The organism is Orrella sp. JC864 (assembly GCF_037026685.1).
Lineage (GTDB): Bacteria > Pseudomonadota > Gammaproteobacteria > Burkholderiales > Burkholderiaceae_B > Orrella.
On the sequence record NZ_JBANET010000018.1, the window covers coordinates 29,864 to 45,436 of the forward strand.

General features: G+C 69.1%; 15 protein-coding genes. 14 read left to right on the forward strand and 1 reads right to left on the reverse strand.

Translation table 11 applies throughout. The features are described 5' to 3' along the window. Genes V8Z80_RS15810 through V8Z80_RS15835 form a run of 6 tightly spaced genes read left to right on the forward strand, consistent with a single transcriptional unit; the run spans position 1 to position 5,702 of the window. Positions 1-867, forward strand: a complete 867-nt coding sequence (locus V8Z80_RS15810) for an ABC transporter permease (RefSeq protein WP_336062648.1) — start codon at positions 1-3, stop codon at positions 865-867. Continuing rightward, a complete protein-coding gene (locus tag V8Z80_RS15815) occupies positions 867-1,667 on the forward strand; it encodes an ABC transporter permease (protein WP_336062649.1) in 801 nt (266 codons plus the stop codon). The genes V8Z80_RS15810 and V8Z80_RS15815 overlap by 1 nt, the downstream gene beginning before the upstream one ends. Continuing rightward, on the forward strand, positions 1,667-2,830 hold the full coding sequence (locus tag V8Z80_RS15820) for an NAD(P)/FAD-dependent oxidoreductase (RefSeq protein WP_336062650.1): 1,164 nt from the start codon (positions 1,667-1,669) through the stop codon (positions 2,828-2,830). The genes V8Z80_RS15815 and V8Z80_RS15820 overlap by 1 nt, the downstream gene beginning before the upstream one ends. Beyond that, on the forward strand, positions 2,814-3,122 hold the full coding sequence (locus tag V8Z80_RS15825; RefSeq protein WP_336062651.1) for a (2Fe-2S)-binding protein: 309 nt from the start codon (positions 2,814-2,816) through the stop codon (positions 3,120-3,122). The genes V8Z80_RS15820 and V8Z80_RS15825 overlap by 17 nt, the downstream gene beginning before the upstream one ends. Next, positions 3,122-4,552 carry an FAD/NAD(P)-dependent oxidoreductase gene (locus V8Z80_RS15830; protein WP_336062719.1) on the forward strand — a complete coding sequence of 477 codons (1,431 nt, stop codon included), beginning with the start codon at positions 3,122-3,124 and terminating at the stop codon, positions 4,550-4,552. The genes V8Z80_RS15825 and V8Z80_RS15830 overlap by 1 nt, the downstream gene beginning before the upstream one ends. A gap of 1 nt (position 4,553) precedes the next feature. Then, positions 4,554-5,702 carry an NAD(P)/FAD-dependent oxidoreductase gene (locus tag V8Z80_RS15835; protein ID WP_336062652.1) on the forward strand — a complete coding sequence of 383 codons (1,149 nt, stop codon included), beginning with the start codon at positions 4,554-4,556 and terminating at the stop codon, positions 5,700-5,702. On the opposite strand, the gene V8Z80_RS15840 is transcribed toward V8Z80_RS15835, so the two are convergent. Continuing rightward, positions 5,686-6,393 carry a GntR family transcriptional regulator gene (locus V8Z80_RS15840; RefSeq protein ID WP_336062653.1) on the reverse strand — a complete coding sequence of 236 codons (708 nt, stop codon included), beginning with the start codon at positions 6,391-6,393 and terminating at the stop codon, positions 5,686-5,688. The two genes, V8Z80_RS15835 and V8Z80_RS15840, sit on opposite strands and share 17 nt — an antisense overlap. Before the next feature lie 232 nt (positions 6,394-6,625). Between V8Z80_RS15840 and V8Z80_RS15845 the strand changes: the two genes are divergently transcribed. The 8 genes from V8Z80_RS15845 to V8Z80_RS15880 all read left to right on the forward strand — a co-directional run bounded on the left by V8Z80_RS15845 (position 6,626) and on the right by V8Z80_RS15880 (position 15,460). After that, positions 6,626-7,435 (forward strand): N-acyl homoserine lactonase family protein, encoded by an 810-nt coding sequence (locus tag V8Z80_RS15845; protein WP_155193912.1) that lies wholly within the window; start codon positions 6,626-6,628, stop codon positions 7,433-7,435. Positions 7,436-7,487: 52 nt separating this feature from the next. Further along, positions 7,488-8,477 carry a Bug family tripartite tricarboxylate transporter substrate binding protein gene (locus tag V8Z80_RS15850; protein WP_336062654.1) on the forward strand — a complete coding sequence of 330 codons (990 nt, stop codon included), beginning with the start codon at positions 7,488-7,490 and terminating at the stop codon, positions 8,475-8,477. A 49-nt stretch (positions 8,478-8,526) separates the two neighbouring features. Beyond that, a complete protein-coding gene (locus V8Z80_RS15855) occupies positions 8,527-9,276 on the forward strand; it encodes an SDR family NAD(P)-dependent oxidoreductase (RefSeq protein WP_155193911.1) in 750 nt (249 codons plus the stop codon). 77 nt (positions 9,277-9,353) lie between these two features. Then, on the forward strand, positions 9,354-10,757 hold the full coding sequence (locus V8Z80_RS15860) for an MmgE/PrpD family protein (protein WP_336062655.1): 1,404 nt from the start codon (positions 9,354-9,356) through the stop codon (positions 10,755-10,757). Then, positions 10,754-11,716: a branched-chain amino acid ABC transporter permease gene (locus tag V8Z80_RS15865; protein ID WP_155193909.1), complete on the forward strand. Its 963-nt coding sequence runs from the start codon at positions 10,754-10,756 to the stop codon at positions 11,714-11,716. The genes V8Z80_RS15860 and V8Z80_RS15865 overlap by 4 nt, the downstream gene beginning before the upstream one ends. Then, complete coding sequence (locus tag V8Z80_RS15870; protein ID WP_336062656.1) at positions 11,716-13,509, forward strand: branched-chain amino acid ABC transporter ATP-binding protein/permease; 1,794 nt, start codon at positions 11,716-11,718, stop codon at positions 13,507-13,509. The genes V8Z80_RS15865 and V8Z80_RS15870 overlap by 1 nt, the downstream gene beginning before the upstream one ends. Next, positions 13,496-14,203 carry an ABC transporter ATP-binding protein gene (locus V8Z80_RS15875; RefSeq protein ID WP_336062657.1) on the forward strand — a complete coding sequence of 236 codons (708 nt, stop codon included), beginning with the start codon at positions 13,496-13,498 and terminating at the stop codon, positions 14,201-14,203. The genes V8Z80_RS15870 and V8Z80_RS15875 overlap by 14 nt, the downstream gene beginning before the upstream one ends. Positions 14,204-14,236: 33 nt before the next feature. Continuing rightward, positions 14,237-15,460 carry an ABC transporter substrate-binding protein gene (locus V8Z80_RS15880; protein ID WP_336062658.1) on the forward strand — a complete coding sequence of 408 codons (1,224 nt, stop codon included), beginning with the start codon at positions 14,237-14,239 and terminating at the stop codon, positions 15,458-15,460. Positions 15,461-15,573 lie beyond the last annotated feature (113 nt).

A 15,573-nucleotide genomic window follows, 5' to 3' on the forward strand; every position in this document is an offset into this window, starting at 1 on the left:
ATGCCCGGCCGCGTCAATCCCTGGCTGCTTAGCGCGCCCGCCCTGCTGGTCTATGCCACCTTCCTCGTGGTGCCCCTGGCGTTGGTATTCCTGATCAGCTTTTTCGACTTCGAGTTCTACGGCGGCATCCAGGCGGCTTTCTCCTGGCATAACTACGTCGAGATCTTCACGGACGGCTACTACTACGAGGTCTACGCCCGCACCTTTGGCGTGGCGGCCGGCGTGACGCTGGCCTGCCTGGTGCTGGGCACCGCCGAGGCCTATGTGCTCTCGCGCATGGCCAACCCCTGGAAGAGTCTGTTCCTGATGGTGGTGCTCGGGCCTTTGCTGATTTCCGTGGTGGTACGTACCTTGGGCTGGGCGCTGTTGTTCGGCTCCACCGGCTTGATCAGCAAGACGCTGCTGGCCCTGGGGCTGGTGTCCTCGCCCGTCAGTCTCATGTACAGCAACCTGGGCGTGGGCATTGCGCTGACGCACGTGCTGGTGCCCTTCATGGTGATTGCGGTGTGGGCCTCGCTGCAGCGCATCAACCCGTCCACCGAGGCCGCGGCCCTGTCGCTGGGCGCCAGCCAGTTCACCGTGATCCGGCGCGTCATCGTGCCCCAGGTGATGCCTGGCATCCTGTCTGGCGCCATCATGGTGTTCGCCATGGCCTCCAGCGCCTTCGCCACGCCGGCCATCGTGGGCGGGCGCCGCCTGAAGACAGTGGCCACCGCCGCCTACGACGAGTTTCTGAACACCTTGAACTGGCCGCTGGGCGCCGCGCTGGCCATGGTGCTGCTGGTGGCGACGGTGGTGGTCCTGCTGGCGGCCAACCGTCTGGTCGAGCGCCGCTACGGTGCAGTATTCAACCAGGGAGGGCATTGATGACCCTGCGCAACGGTCCCATCGGGCTGATCTTTCATACGCTGTTCATCGCCTTCATCCTGGCGCCCATCGTGATGGTGTGCGCGGTAGCCTTCACTTCGCAGGGATTTATCTCGCTGCCCACCGAAGGCCTGTCGTTGCGCTGGTTCCGCGCCATCCTGGACAATCCGCGCTTCATCGACGCCTTCTGGTTCAGCCTGGGGCTGGGCGCCCTGTCGGCCACGGTGGCCATCGTGCTGGCGGTGCCGGCCTCGCTGGCCGTGGCGCGGGGCCGGTTTCGCGGCCGCGAGGCCCTGCTGGCCTTTTTCATGTCGCCGCTCATGATCCCGCACGTGGTGCTAGGCCTGGCCTTTCTCAAGTTCTTCACCAGCGCAGGCCTGGTGGGCACCTATTTCGGCCTGGCGGTGGCGCACGTCATCATCGTCATGCCCTATGCCCTGCGGCTGGTGCTGGCCTCGGCCACGGGCCTGGACCCGGTCCTGGAGCGCGCCGCGATGTCGCTGGGCGCCTCCGGCTGGACGACATTTCGCCGCATCGTGCTGCCGCTGGTGCTGCCGGGCATCGTCAGCGGCTGGGTGATCGCCTTCATCACCAGCTTCGACGAACTGACCATGTCCATCTTCATCGCTTCGCCGTCGACCACCACGCTGCCGGTGCGCATCTTCCTGCATATCGAGGACACCATCGACCCGTTGGTGACGGCGGTCTCCGCTGTGCTGATCTACGCGACGGCGATCGCCGTCCTGGTCCTGGACCGCTTCATCGGCCTGGAGAAACTGTTCGTGGGGAAGGGCAGGTGATGGCGAAACAGGCAAAGTTCCCGCCGGCGGCGGACGCGCAGCCGCCGCACGGCATCTACGACGCGGCCGTGATCGGCGGCGCACTGGTGGGCTCGGCCATCGCCTATGGTCTGCGCCGCCAACTCGAACGCGTGGCGGTACTGGACGAAGGCGACGTGGCCTACCGCGCCTCGCGGGGCAACTTCGGGCTGGTCTGGGTGCAAAGCAAGGGCATGGGCCTGCCCCGCTACGGCGGCTGGACGCTGCAATCGGCGCGGTTGTGGCCGCAGCTGGCCGCCGAACTGCTGGACAAGACCGGGGTGGACGTGTGCCTGGAGCAGCGCGGCGGCCTGCATGCGCTGCTTTCGGAGGAAGAGGCCGAAGCGCGTGTCCGTTTCATGAGCGCCTTGCTGCAACAGCCCGGGATGAGCCGCTACGAATGGCGGCTGATCGAGCGCAAGGAGTTGGCCGAGCGGGTCCCGGGCATTGGTCCGCAGGTATATGGCGCCATCTGGAGCCCGGTCGATGGCATTGCCAATCCCCTGAAGCTGCTGCACGCCCTGCACATCGCCTTCTCGCGCGAAGGGGTGCACTACCTGCCACGCTGTCCGGCCGGGGGCATCCGGCAGGCCGACGGCATGTTTCATATCGAGACGCCACGCGGCACGCTGCGCGCGCGCAAGCTGGTGGTGGCGGCGGGACTGGGCAATCGTACGCTGGGCGGGCATATAGGCCTGGACGTGCCGGTACGCCCGCAGCGCGGCCGGATCATCGTGCTCGAGCGCACCCGCCGCATGCTGGAACTGCCCTTCAGTACCTTGCGCCAGATGGACGAAGGTTCGTGGCTGATCGGCGATTCGCAGGAAGAAGCCGGCTTTGCCGACGAGCCGCCAGGACTGCCCGTGCTGGGCACGTTGGCCGAGCGCGCGGTGCGCATTCTGCCGGCGTTGCGCCAGGTGCGCGTGGTGCGCTCCTGGGCGGCGCTGCGCGTCATGTCGCGCGATGGATTCCCTATCTACGAGCAGTCGCCGTCCTGTCCCGGCGCCTTCGTCGCCACCTGCCACAGCGGGGTGACGCTGGCGGCCGCCCATGCGCTGGCGCTTGCGCCCATGATCGCGGCCGGTGCGCTGGACGAGGACATGGCGCCGTTTTCCACCCGGAGGTTCCATGTTCCAGAGGCTTGAACAAGCCGCGGTCCAGGCCGAGCGCGCGCCGGTGCGCGTGACGGTCGATGGCGGCGAGGTACGCTGCCGCGAAGGCGACAGCGTTGCCGCCGCATTGCTGGCCAGCGGTCATTTCGATTGCCGCGATACCGTTGTCCAAGGCGTGCCGCGAGGCCCCTTTTGCATGATGGGCGTGTGCTACGACTGCCTGGTCACCATAGACGGCATCGCCAACCGCCAGGCCTGCATGACGCCGGTACACGCGGGCATGCGCATCGAGCGCCAGCGCGGCGCGCCCGAGGTGCAGCCATGATCGCCGGGCAATGTGAATTGCTGGTGGTCGGCGCCGGGCCTGCCGGCATGGCTGCGGCCACGGCAGCCTGCGACCTGGGCGTGGACACGGTGCTGCTCGATGAGCAGTCGTCCCCCGGCGGGCAGATTTATCGCGGCATCACCGCCACCCCTGTCACGGACAAGCGCATCCTGGGCGATGACTATTGGCACGGCGCTTCGCTGGTCGAACCGTTGCACGCCAGCGGCGCGCGCTACGAGCCGGGCGCCACCGTCTGGGCCGTCGCCCGCATGACCGCCGACTCGCCCGGTGACGGTTTCGAGGTTGCGTATTCGGTGGACGGCCAGGCGCGCATGTTGCGCGCCCGCTACCTGTTGCTGGCCACCGGCGCGCAAGAGCGGCCTTTTCCCATCGCCGGTTGGACGCTGCCTGGCGTGATGACGGCGGGCGCCGCCCAGATCCTGCTCAAGTCCGCCGGGCTGGTGCCCACCGGGCGCACGGTGCTGGCCGGCTGCGGACCCCTGCTATACCTGGTGGCTTGGCAGTACCTGAACGCCGGGGCGAAGATCGACGTGCTGCTGGAAACCACCGAACCGGGCAGGCTGGCGCGGGCCTTGCCGCACGCGCTGGATTTCTTGCGCTCGCCCTACTTCGCCAAGGGCATGAAGCTGGTGCGCCGCGTCAGGCAGGCAGTGCCTGTCGTCAAGGGCGTGCGGGATCTGCGGGCATCGGGAGCAGGCCGCCTGGAGACGGTGAGCTATACCGCTGGAGGCGCCACGCGGACGATCCCGGCGGATCAGTTGCTGCTGCACCAGGGCGTGGTGCCCAACGTCAACCTCTCGCGCGCCGTGGGGATAGAGCACGAGTGGAACGAGGTCCTGGACTGCTGGCAACCACGGGTGGACGAGTGGGGCGCCACTTCGGTGCACGGCATTGGCATGGCCGGCGACGGCTCGGGCATCGCCGGCGCGTTGGCCGCCGAGCATCGGGGCCGGCTGGCGGCCTTGCATGCCGCCGCGGAACTGGGCCATATCGATACCGCCCGGCGCGACCGCCAGGCCGGCCCGCATCGGCGGGCCCTGGCCCGCGCCGTGCGGGGCCGGGCCTTTTTCGACACGCTGTACAAGGCTTCCGATGCCAGCCGCCGCCCAACGGGCGACACCATCGTGTGCCGCTGCGAAGAAGTCACCGCGCAGCAGGTGCGCGAGACAGTGGCCCTGGGCTGTTCGGGGCCCAACCAGATGAAGGCCTTCTTGCGTTGCGGCATGGGACCCTGCCAGGGCCGGTTCTGCGGCCTGACGGTCAGCGAGCTGATCGCGCAGGAGCGCGGCGTGCCGGTCAGCGAAGTGGGCTACTACCGCTTGCGTTTTCCCACCAAGCCGCTCACCTTGGGCGAGCTGGCCGCCTTGCCGCAGACCGAGGCGGCGCGCAGCGCGGTGGTCCGCAAGTGATATGAGCGGCGACCCGCAGGCCGGCCGGCGCGCGCAGGTCATCATCGTGGGCGGCGGACTGCACGGCAGCTCGACCGCCCTGCACCTGGCGCGCGCCGGCGTGCCGGCCCTGGTGATCGAGAAGAACTACGTGGGCCGCCATGCCTCGGGCGTGAACGCCGGTGGCGTGCGTACGCTCTCGCGCCATGTGGCGGAAGTGCCGCTCGCGCTGGCCTCGCGCCAGCTGTGGTGCCGCATCGGCGAACTAGTCGATGACGATTGCGGCTTCGAGCAGCACGGCCAGGTGCGCATCGCGGAGAACGAAGCGGACCTGGCCGTGCTGCATGAGCGGCTGGCGCTCATGCGGTCGCTGGGGTACACCCATGAAAGCTGGATCGACGCCGCGGAACTGCGTGCGATGATCCCGCGCATAGTCCCCACCGTGCTGGGTGGGCTGATCGCCCGCGCGGACGGCGCTGCCGATCCCTACCGGACCACGCTGGCCTTTCGCCGCAAGGCCGCCGCGCTGGGCGCGCGTTTCCTGGAGGGGGTGCGTGTGCACGCCACGCACCGCGAGAGGGGGCAATGGGTGGTGCAGACCAGTGCCGGCAGGTATACCGCACCCACGATCGTCAATTGCGCCGGCGCCTGGGCCGGCCAACTCGCCGCGCAGTGGGACGAACCCGTTGCCTTGCAGACTATCGCACCTATGATGCTGGTGACGCTGCGCATGGCGCACTTTCTCGATCCCGTGGTGCTGGGCACCGGGCGGGCGCTGTCGTTCAAGCAGCGCGCCAACGGCACGGTGCTCATCGGCGGCGGGCGGCGGGCCTGGGTGGATCGCGACAGCGAATCGACCGAGCTGGATTTCCGCACCCTGGCCCAGGGTGCGCGCATGGTGTGCGAGCTGTTTCCGCACATGGCGGGCGCCGTGCTGAACCGCGGCTGGGCCGGTATCGAGGCCGCCATGCCGGACGAGATTCCGGTGATCGGCCCGAGCCTGCGGCGCGAACACGCCTTCCATGCCTTCGGCTTTTCCGCCCACGGTTTCGAGTTGGGGCCGATCGTGGGCCGCATCCTGTGCGAGCTGATCACCGAGAGCCGCAGCAGCCTGCCGATCGAGCCGTTCGGTATTGGCCGTGCCGCCGCGCGCGTCAGCCAGCGTCCTTGAGCGCTTCCTTTTCCCGCAGGATCCTGACGGCCACCGCCGCGGCGTTGCGCACGTGCAGGCTGCCCGCCTTGCGCGCCCTTGCGCCGTCGCGGGCGGCCAGCGCATCCATCAGGTCGGACAGTTCGGCGATGCTCTGCTTGGCGCGCCCGGGGGCCTGCATGGACGTCGAGCGCAACAGCATGACGCGCGAATTGAGCAGCTTCAGGGTGATGGTCAGGGCTTCGTTGCCGCAGCCTTCCATCAGGCATTCGTAGAAACGGTTCTTGGACTTGATTTGCGCCAGCGCGTCGCCGTGGGCGAGCTCCTGCTTGAGGGCCTTGAACGCTTCCTTGAGCGCCTTCAGGTGCTCGGCCGAGGCCCGCTCGGCGAACAGCTGGCTGGCCAGGCCTTCGAGTTCTTCGCGCACCTGGTAGATGCCTTCGGCCTGCTCGGGGGTGAGCCGCTCGACCACCGGCCCGCGATGGGCGATGACGTTGATCAGGCCTTCGGATTCGAGCTGGCGCAGCGCTTCGCGCACCAGCGTGCGGCTTACGCCGGTCATTTCGCACAGTTCGCGCTCGGGCAGGCGGTCGCCGGGCCGAAAGCGCCCCAGCAGGATGGCGTTGCGGATGCTTTCCGTGACGCCATGGCGCAGGACGGAGGCGACGCGGGGCACTTTGAAGTCGGCGATGGGCTTGGCTGCTTCTTGCATTTGATCTCGATAGGTAGGCCAGCGCTGGGCTGGAGGCACACCCTCAACAAGCCTGCATTTTAGCCCCTTTGCATCGTGGCCGAGCCATGCGGCGCGGGCCGGGGCCCGCATGGCTGGCCGCCGCGCTTCGCGTGCCGTGCGAATTTTGTTTGCATGATCTTATTACTATAATACAATCATATCAAACGACAATGAGCCGGACGCCCACGCGTTCGCGCGGCAAGGAGACGACATGCCGGATACGACAGCTCCCTTCGAGGTCTTTGCGATCCGCTACGCCCATCATGGCGGGCGCCGCCCCGAGGAAAACTTCATCGGCGGGGGGGACTTCCACGACGCGGATTCGCCGCTGGACTATTTCGTCTGGGTGGCGCGCCGCGGGCAAGAGATCTATCTGGTCGATACCGGGTTCGCGCAAGAGGCGGCGGCCCAGCGCAAGCGCACGCTGCTGGTGCGGCCCGCCCAGGCGCTGGCCGGGCTGGGCATCGATGCGGCCAAGATCGAGCACGTGATCCTGACCCACCTGCATTACGACCATGCGGGCACGCTGGACGATTTTCCGGCGGCCACCTTCCATGTGCAGGACGCCGAGCCGGCCTACGCGACGGGCCGCTGCATGTGCCACAAGGTGCTGCGCCAGCCCTACGACGTCGAGGACGTGGTCGGCTTCATCCGCAAGGTGTATGCGGACCGCGTGGTGTTCCACGATGGCACGGCCGAACTGGCGCCCGGCTTGTCGCTGCACCTGGTGGGCGGGCATTCGAGGGGGCTGCAGGTCGTACGGGTCTGGACCCGGCGGGGCTGGGTGGTGCTGGCCTCCGATGCCACGCACCTGTACGCCAACATCGGGCGCTCGCTGCCGTTTCCGGCCGTCTACAGCATCGGCGACATGATGGAGGGCTTTCGGCGCGTGCGCGAGCTGGCCGATTCCGAGGACCACATCATCCCGGGCCATGACCCGCAGGTCATGGTCCGCTATCCGGCGGCCAGCGCGGCGCTGGAGGGCCGCATCGTGCGGCTGGACGTGGCGCCCAAAGCCTGAAAACCCATCGAGCCGGCCGGGCGCTGGGCCCGGGCCGGACCTGGAGACAAGAATGATGATGCACGTTTTGCTGCGCGGCGCCGTCCTGGCGGCCGGCGCGATGCTGGCCGGCGCGCCGGCCGTGGCGCAAGCCGAATTTCCCTCGCGGCCGATCTCGCTGGTCGTGCCGTATGCGCCGGGCGGCACCACCGACATCCTGGCGCGGCTGGTCGCCAAGCCGATGGGCGAGTTCCTGGGGCAGCCGGTCGTGGTCGAGAACACCAGCGGCGCGGGCGGCACCATAGGCACCCAGCGGGTGGTCAAGGCCGCGCCGGACGGCTATACGCTGACCTTCGGCAATATGGGCTCGCTGGCCGCCAACGCGCCGCTGTATCCCTCGGCGGGCTTCGATCCGGTGCGCGACCTGGCGCCGGTCGGCCTGGTGGCCACCGTGCCGATGGTGCTGGCGGTGAGCAACGGATCCGGCGTGCAGACGCTGCAGTCGCTGATCGACGCCATGAAGAACAAGCCGGGCGCCTTCAATTTCGGTTCGGGTGGGCCGGGCACGACCAATCACCTGGCCGCCGCCATGTTCCTGCACCTGTCGGGCACCAAGGCCGAGATCATCCAGTACCGCGGCGCCGGCCCGGCCATCACCGACCTGATGGCCGGCCAGGTCCAGGGCGTGATCGACCAGACCCTGACGATGGTGCCGCTGCACTCGGACAAGCGGGCGCGCGCCCTGGCGGTCTCGGGCCCGGCCCGGATCGACTCGGCCAAGGACGTGCCGACCTTCGCCGAGGCGGGTCTGCCCAGCTTCGACCTGACGGTATGGAACGCCATCGCCGCGCCGCGCGGCACGCCCGGGCCGGTGATCGAGAAGCTGGCCCAGGCCCTGTCCCGCGCGCTGGACACCCCGGAGGTCGCCGACCGCCTGGCACAGTTCTCGGCCACGGCGCCGGCCGGCGCGCAGCGCGGCCCCCAGGCCTTGGGCGAACTGATCGAGAACGACGCCCGGCGGCTGGCCAAGCTGATCCAGGCGGCGGGCATCCAGACGAACTGAGCCCGCATCCGGCAGGGCGGACCGATCCGCAAGTCTCCAGGAGAGAACGATGAGCAGATTGAACGGAAAGACCGCGGTGGTGACCGGCGCGGCGGGCGGACTGGGCCATGCGATCGCGCAGGCCTTCGCGGCCGAGGGGGCGGTTCTCGCCCTGCTGGACAATAACGCGGCCCTGGTCGAGCAGGCCGCCGCGGCGCTGCCGGGCGGGCGCGGGCATGCCTACGTGTGCGACGTGTCCGACCGCGCGGCGGTGCGGGCGGCGGTGGACGATTTCGCCGCCCGCGCGGGCGGGCTCGATATCCTGGTCAACAACGCGGTGTACTTCAGCTACGGGCCGCTGGCCGAGATGGCCGAGGACGTCGTCGACCGCATGGTCGATGTCGGGCTCAAGGGCACCTTCTGGGCCCTGCAGGCGGCCACCCCGCACCTGGTCGCGCGCGGCGGCGGCAGCGTGATCAACCTGTCCTCGATCGCCGTGTCGTTCTCCATCCGCCATGCCGCGGTCTACAGCGCCATCAAGGGCGCGCTCGATACGCTGACGCGCCAGCAGGCCGTGGAACTGGGCGCGCACGGCGTGCGGGTCAACGCGCTGGCGCCCGGGCCGGTCGTGACACCCGGCGCGAGCTCGGTCATCACCGACGAAGGCTGGGAAGCCAGGCGCCGGCGCACGCCGCTGGGCCGGCTGGCCACGCCGGCCGAAGTGGCCGCCGCGGCGGTGTTCCTGGCCAGCGAGGACGCAGCCAGCATTGCCGGCGTCACGCTCAAGATCGACGCCGGCATCACTGTCGCGGGGCCCTGAGGCCGTCGGTCCGCTTCGCTTGCAGTACCACGTTTGGCTCGCAGTCACTATCGAAGGTAGTACAGACGGAGTTGCCGATGGACCCGATGCAAGGACGAACCGCCCGCACCGTGGCGGGCCGGCTGGTCGATAGCGCCTTGGCGCAGACCGGCCAGGCCCTGGGCGCGGCGCCGATGGAGCGGGCGCAGGCCTGCCTGCTCGATTATCTTTCCTGCGCCTTCGAGGCGCTGCCCTTGCCGTGGTCGGAGCAGGCCGCCCGCCTGGCGGTGCCGCTGCCAGCGGGCGGCGCGTGCATCGTGGGCCGCGCGGGCGGCTATGTCCCGGCCGACGCCGCCTTCGCCAACGCCGTGGCCGGCCATGGATTGGTGCGCGAGGACATGCATGCCGGCAGCGTGGCGCACCTGGGCGTGATCGTCTGGCCCACGCTGCTGGCGCTGGCCCAGCAGCGGCCGGTGTCCGGCCGCGACCTGCTGGTGGCCGCCATCGTGGGCTATGAGACCGGCGCGCAGATCGGCCGGGCCGTCATGACCGAGGCGCTGGGCCGGCTGTTCCGCCCGACGGGACTTGTCGGGCCGTTCGCGGCGGTGGCGGCCGGCGCGCGGCTGGCGGGCCTGGACGGCGAACAGGCGCTCAATGCCTTCGCCCTGGCCGGCAACTGCTGCGGCGGGCTGAACGAATGGCCGCACACCGGCGCCAGCGAGATGTACTTCCACCCGGGCTTTGCCGTGCGCAACGCGATGGCCTGCCTGGCGCTGGCCCGGCAGGGCGCCACCGGCTCGGCATCCATCCTGGAAGGGCAGGCGGGGTTCTTCGCCGCGTATGCGCGCGCGCCGCTGGCGGTGGAGCTGGCGCTGTTCGCGCGCGGGCAGCCGGAAATCATGGCGGTCTTCAACAAGGCGGTGCCGGCCTGCAACTTCGCCCAGTCGCCCTGCCAGGCAGCCCTGGCCCTGGCGGCGCGCCTGCAAGGCCGGCAGGTGGCGGCCGTGCGCATCGAAACCACCCGCGCGGCGCTGGCCTATCCGGGGTGCAGCGCCACCGGCCCGTTCGAACGCGCCTTGCAGGCCAAGATGAGCATCCCCTTCGGCGTGGCCGCGACGCTGGCCCGCGGCCAGGTGGCCGAGGCCAACTACGCCGACCTGCACGACCCCGAGGTGTGCCGCCTGCTGGCGGCGACCACGCTGGCCGAGGATCCCGCGTACACCGCCGCGTTCCCGGCCCGCCAGGGCGCGCGCGTGACCGTCCGCCTGGCCGACGGCCAGGTGCTGTCCGAGGCGCTGGACGACGTGCGGGCCGCCGACGATGCGCTGATCCGCGCGCGCTTTCTGGCCGCGGCCGCGCCCGTGCTGGGCCAGGCCGGCGCGCAGCGCATCGCCGGCTTTGTCGATCAATTGCAGCATGCTCCGGATGCCGGCGAGCTGGCGCGCTTGTGCGCCGTGCCGGCGGCGCCGGAGGAACATTCCTTGGGACGGACGCCGTTATGACGGAACTTCAGATACAGGTCGAGGCTTTCCTGCAGGCCCTGGCCGCGGGCCTGCTGGTCGGCGGGCTCTATGGCCTGATGTGCGTGGGGCTGGCCATCATCTTCGGCATCATGCGCGTGATCAACTTCGCGCAAGGCGATTTCATGATGCTGGGGATGTACGTGATCTACTACATCTTCATCGGCCTGGGCGTGCAGACGCTGGCCGGCGGGCTGCTCGGCCCCTACCTGTCCATCCTGCTGTCGGTGCCCATCATGTTCGCCTTCGGGTACCTGGTGCACTATTTCCTGGTTTCCCGGGTCACGGGCAGCCGCACCGCCGCGCTGGACGGGGAAGGGCACTACGCGCAGCTGATCCTGACGCTGGGCATCGCGCTGGTGCTGCAAAACGGCAGCATGATGCTGTTCGGCCCGCAGCTGGTTTCCCTCCGCACCCCGCTCTCTAGCAGCGCCTGGGAACTCGGCCCCATGTGGGGCGAGGCCGTCAGCATCTTCGTCAACAAGGGCCGCGGCGTCGCGGCGCTGATCTCGCTGGCGGTGATCGGCCTGCTGGCCCTGCTTATCGGCCGCACGCGGCTGGGCAAGTCGCTGCGCGCGGCCGCCGACAACCCGGCCGCCGCGGCCTACATGGGGATCGACGTGACCCGGTCCTATCGCGTGGCCTTCGCGCTGGGCACCTGCGTCACGGCCCTGGCCGGCGGGCTGCTGGCCACCAACTATCCCTTCCATCCCTTCGTCGGCCTGGAGTTCGTGATCATCATGTACGCGGGCGTGGTGCTGGGCGGGATCGGCAGCATCGTCGGCGCCTTCTGGGGCGGCATGGTGATCGGGCTCGTGCAGCAGCTCGCCAGCCTGGTCCTGCCCACGCAATTGCAGAACGCGGCGATCTTCGTGTTCTTCCTGCTGATCGTGACCTTGCGTCCGCAAGGATTGTTCGGCCGTGTCTCGGAGCGAACCTGATGAAACGCCTTCATTCTCCGGTGGTCCTTGTCCTGGCCGCGGCCGCCTACCTGGGCGTGGCCTTGAGCGTGCAGAACGCCTATCACCAGCTGATGTTCACGCTGGTGCTGGTGTGGGCCTGCTTCGGCCTGTCCTGGAACATGCTCAGCGGCTATACCGGCCTGGTGTCCTTCGGCCACGCGGCGTTCTTCGGCCTGGGGGCCTACGCCACCGTCCTGGCGCAGATCCATTGGGACGTCTCGCCCTGGTTCATGATCCCGGTCTCGGCCGCGATCGGCGCCGCGGCCGGCGTGCTGGTGGGCCTGCCCACCTTCCGCCTGCGCGGCCACTACTTCGCGCTGTCGATGCTGGCCTATCCGCTGGCGCTGCTCTACGTGGCCGAATGGCTGGGGCTGCAGGAAGTCACGTTTCCCATGAAGCGCGAGAATGCCCAGTGGTACATGCAGTTTTCCGATCCGCGCGTCTATACGGTCATCGCGATGGGGCTGCTGCTGCTGTTCGTGCAGCTGACCCGCCGCGTCGAGCGCACGCGCTTTGGCATGGCGCTGATCGCCATCAAGCAGAACGAGGCGGCCGCCGAGGCCGCGGGTATCGACACGCTGCGCTGGAAGCTCAAGGCCATTGCGCTGAGCGGCGCGATCGCGGGGGCCACCGGCGCGTTCTATTCCGTGGTGCTGCTGGTGGTGACGCCGCAATCGGTGTTCGGCATGCTGGTCTCGGCGCAGGCGCTGACGGTGTCGATGTTCGGCGGCGTAGGCACGGTGTGGGGGCCGATCATCGGCGCGGCCGTGCTGATCCCGCTGGGGGAGATCCTGCACGCCGAGCTGGGCAGCGCCTATCCCGGCATCCAGGGCGTGATCCTGGGGGTGGCCATCATCGTCGTCATCCTGCTGGCGCCCGAGGGCGTGTTCTGGAAGGTGCGCGACCGGCTGCGCCGCAAGCGCGCGGTGCTGCCGGCCACGGCCCACGCGCTGGCGCCCGGCGCCGAGGCGCCGGCTCAGGATCCGCCCGGCGGCCCGGCCCCGGCAGCGGCCGGCGCGCGCGGGCCGGCCGGCGAGATCGTCATGGACGTGCGCAACGTGTCCAAGCGGTTCGGGGGCTTGCGGGCCGTGCAGGACGTGAGCTTTACCGTGCGCCGCGGCATGATCCTGGGGATCATCGGCCCGAACGGCGCGGGCAAGACGACGCTGTTCAACCTGCTCAACGGCTTTCTCAAGCCCGACCAGGGGCAGGTGATCGTCAAGGGCACGGACATGGCCGGGCGCAAGCCGCATGTGCTGTGCGCCGCGGGCGTGGGGCGCACCTTCCAGGTCATGCGGCCGTTCATGCGGCTGACGGTGGCGCAGAACGTGAAGGTGGGCGCATACGTCAATGCCCGCAGCGAAGAGCAGGCCCAGGCCAACGCCGAGCGAGCCGTGCGGCAGCTGGGATTGGCCGGCTGCGCCGACCAGCTGGCCTCGACGCTGAGCACGCGCGAGCTGCGCCTGATGGAGCTGGCCCGGGCGGTGGCCGGCCAGCCCGAGATCCTGCTGCTGGACGAGACGCTGGCGGGGCTGGGCCACGACGAGTCCGAAGGGGTGGTGGCGGCGATCCGCTCGCTGGCCCAGGCGGGCATGACCATCGTCATCATCGAGCACACCATGAAGGCGATGGTGCGGCTGGTGGACGAGTTCGTGGTGCTGGACCACGGCCAGGTGCTGGCGGTGGGCAAGCCCGGCGAGATCACGCGCGACAAGCGCGTGGTCCAGGCCTATCTCGGAAAAAAATGGAGCGCCCAGAATGCTGGAGATTGATCGACTCAACGCGGGCTATGGCGCGCTGCCGGTGCTGCACGATCTGTCGCTGAAGGTGGCGGCCGGCCAGTTCGTATCGGTGGTCGGGCCCAATGGCGCCGGCAAGAGCACCTTGTTCAAGACGATCTCGGGGACGATAGGCACGCTCTCGGGCTCGATCCGCTTCGAAGGCCAGGACCTGCTGGCGGTGCCCCCGCACCGGCGCGCGCACCTGGGTATCGCGCACGTGCCCGAGGGGCGCCAGGTCTTCGCCTCCATGACGGTGCTGGAGAACCTGGAGATGGGCGCCTATACCGAAGCGGGCAGGCGCCGCTGGGCCGATAACCTGGCGCGCATCTACGAATGGTTTCCGGTGCTGCACAAGCGCGCGCGGCAACTGGCCGGGACGCTGTCGGGCGGCGAACAGCAAATGCTTGCCATCGGCCGGGGATTGGCGTGCGCGCCCAAGCTGCTGATGCTGGACGAGCCCTCGATGGGCTTGTCGCCGGCCATCGCGGATTTCATTTTCGAGCGGCTGATGGAGATCCGCAGCGAGGCCGGGCTGACGGTCCTGCTGGTCGAGCAGCGGGTGGCCGAGGCCTTGCAGTCGGCCGACTACGGTTATGTGCTGGAGACCGGAAGAGTGGTGTTGGAAGGCGGCAACGAGACCCTGATCGCGGACGACCGTGTCCGCAGGGCCTATTTGGGCATGTAGTGCGATCCGCGAGGCGGACACGAGGAGACGACCATGAAAGCAAGACCGATACGCGCCGCGCTGTCCGCGGCCATGCTGATATCCGCGAGCCTGCTGCCCTTGCCGGCGGCGCAGGCGGCCGAGCCGGCCGAGGTGCAGGTGGGCCTGCTCGCGCCCATGTCGGGCCTGTACGCGCGGCCCGGGCAGGTGATGAGGATGGGCGCCGAGATGGCGGTGGCCGACATCAACAAGGCCGGGGGCATCCAGGCGCTGGGCGGGGCCAAGCTCAAGCTGGTGGTGATCGATTCGGGCGACTCGACCGAGAAGGCCAAGAGCGCCGCGCAGCGCATGGTGGCCGACTTTCCCGGGCTGGTCGCCGGCACGGGCGCCTACCTGAGCTCCTTCACCCTGGCCGTGACCGAGGTGACCGAGCGGGCCAGGCTGCCGATGCTGACCCTGTCCTATTCGGACCAGATCACCAACCGCGGCTTCAAGTACATCTTCCAGACCTCGGCCACGGCCGGCAAGCAGGCCGACATCGCCTTGCCGACCATCCTGGACCTGGCCGAGCAGGCGTCGGGCAAGCGCCCGGTCACGGTGGCGATCGTGACGGACAACACGGCCGCCTCGCTGTCCTCGGTCAAGGCGATGAAGGACGGCCTGCTGGACAAGTACGGGCTCAAGCTGGTGGTGGACGAGACCTTCACCCCGCCGCTCTCGGACGCCTCCTCGCTCATCCAGCAGGTGCGCTCGCGCCGTCCGGACCTGGTGTTCTTCCTGCCCACCGTGATATCGGACGCCAAGCTGATCCTGGAGAAGATGAACGAGATGAACGTGCGGATCCCGCTGATCTCGTTCGGCATCGCCATCGCCGAGCCCGACGTGCTCAACACGGTAAGCCCGCAGCTGCTCAACGGCGTGATGTCGGCCGTGGCCAACTGGGGCGCCAAGGGGCAGGAAGGCCTGATCGAACGGATGCGGGTCGAGTACAAGGAGCCCTGGATGACGCAGAACGCGATCTCCACCTATGGCGACATGTGGATCATCAAGGCCGCGCTGGAGAAGGCCGGCAAGGCGGACCGCGAGGCCGTGGCGCAAGCCATGCGCGCGCTGGACGAGGGCAAGTCGCCGTACTTTCCCGGGGGCGAGCTCAAGTTCGACGAGGCCGGGCACCGCGTGGGCGCGGGGCTGACCGTGATCCAGTGGCAGGACGGGGTGCCGGTGACGGTGTTTCCGCAAGACCTGGCCCTGGCCAAGCCGATCTGGCCGGGCAAGTAGGCCCGCCCGGGTCCCGGATGCGGGCGGGCCGGACGCAGCTCTCCCTGCGGGCGCCGCGCACGCCCGCTTAATAAAAAAATAAAAGAGTGCTTTCATGCTTATAAAGGGAACCG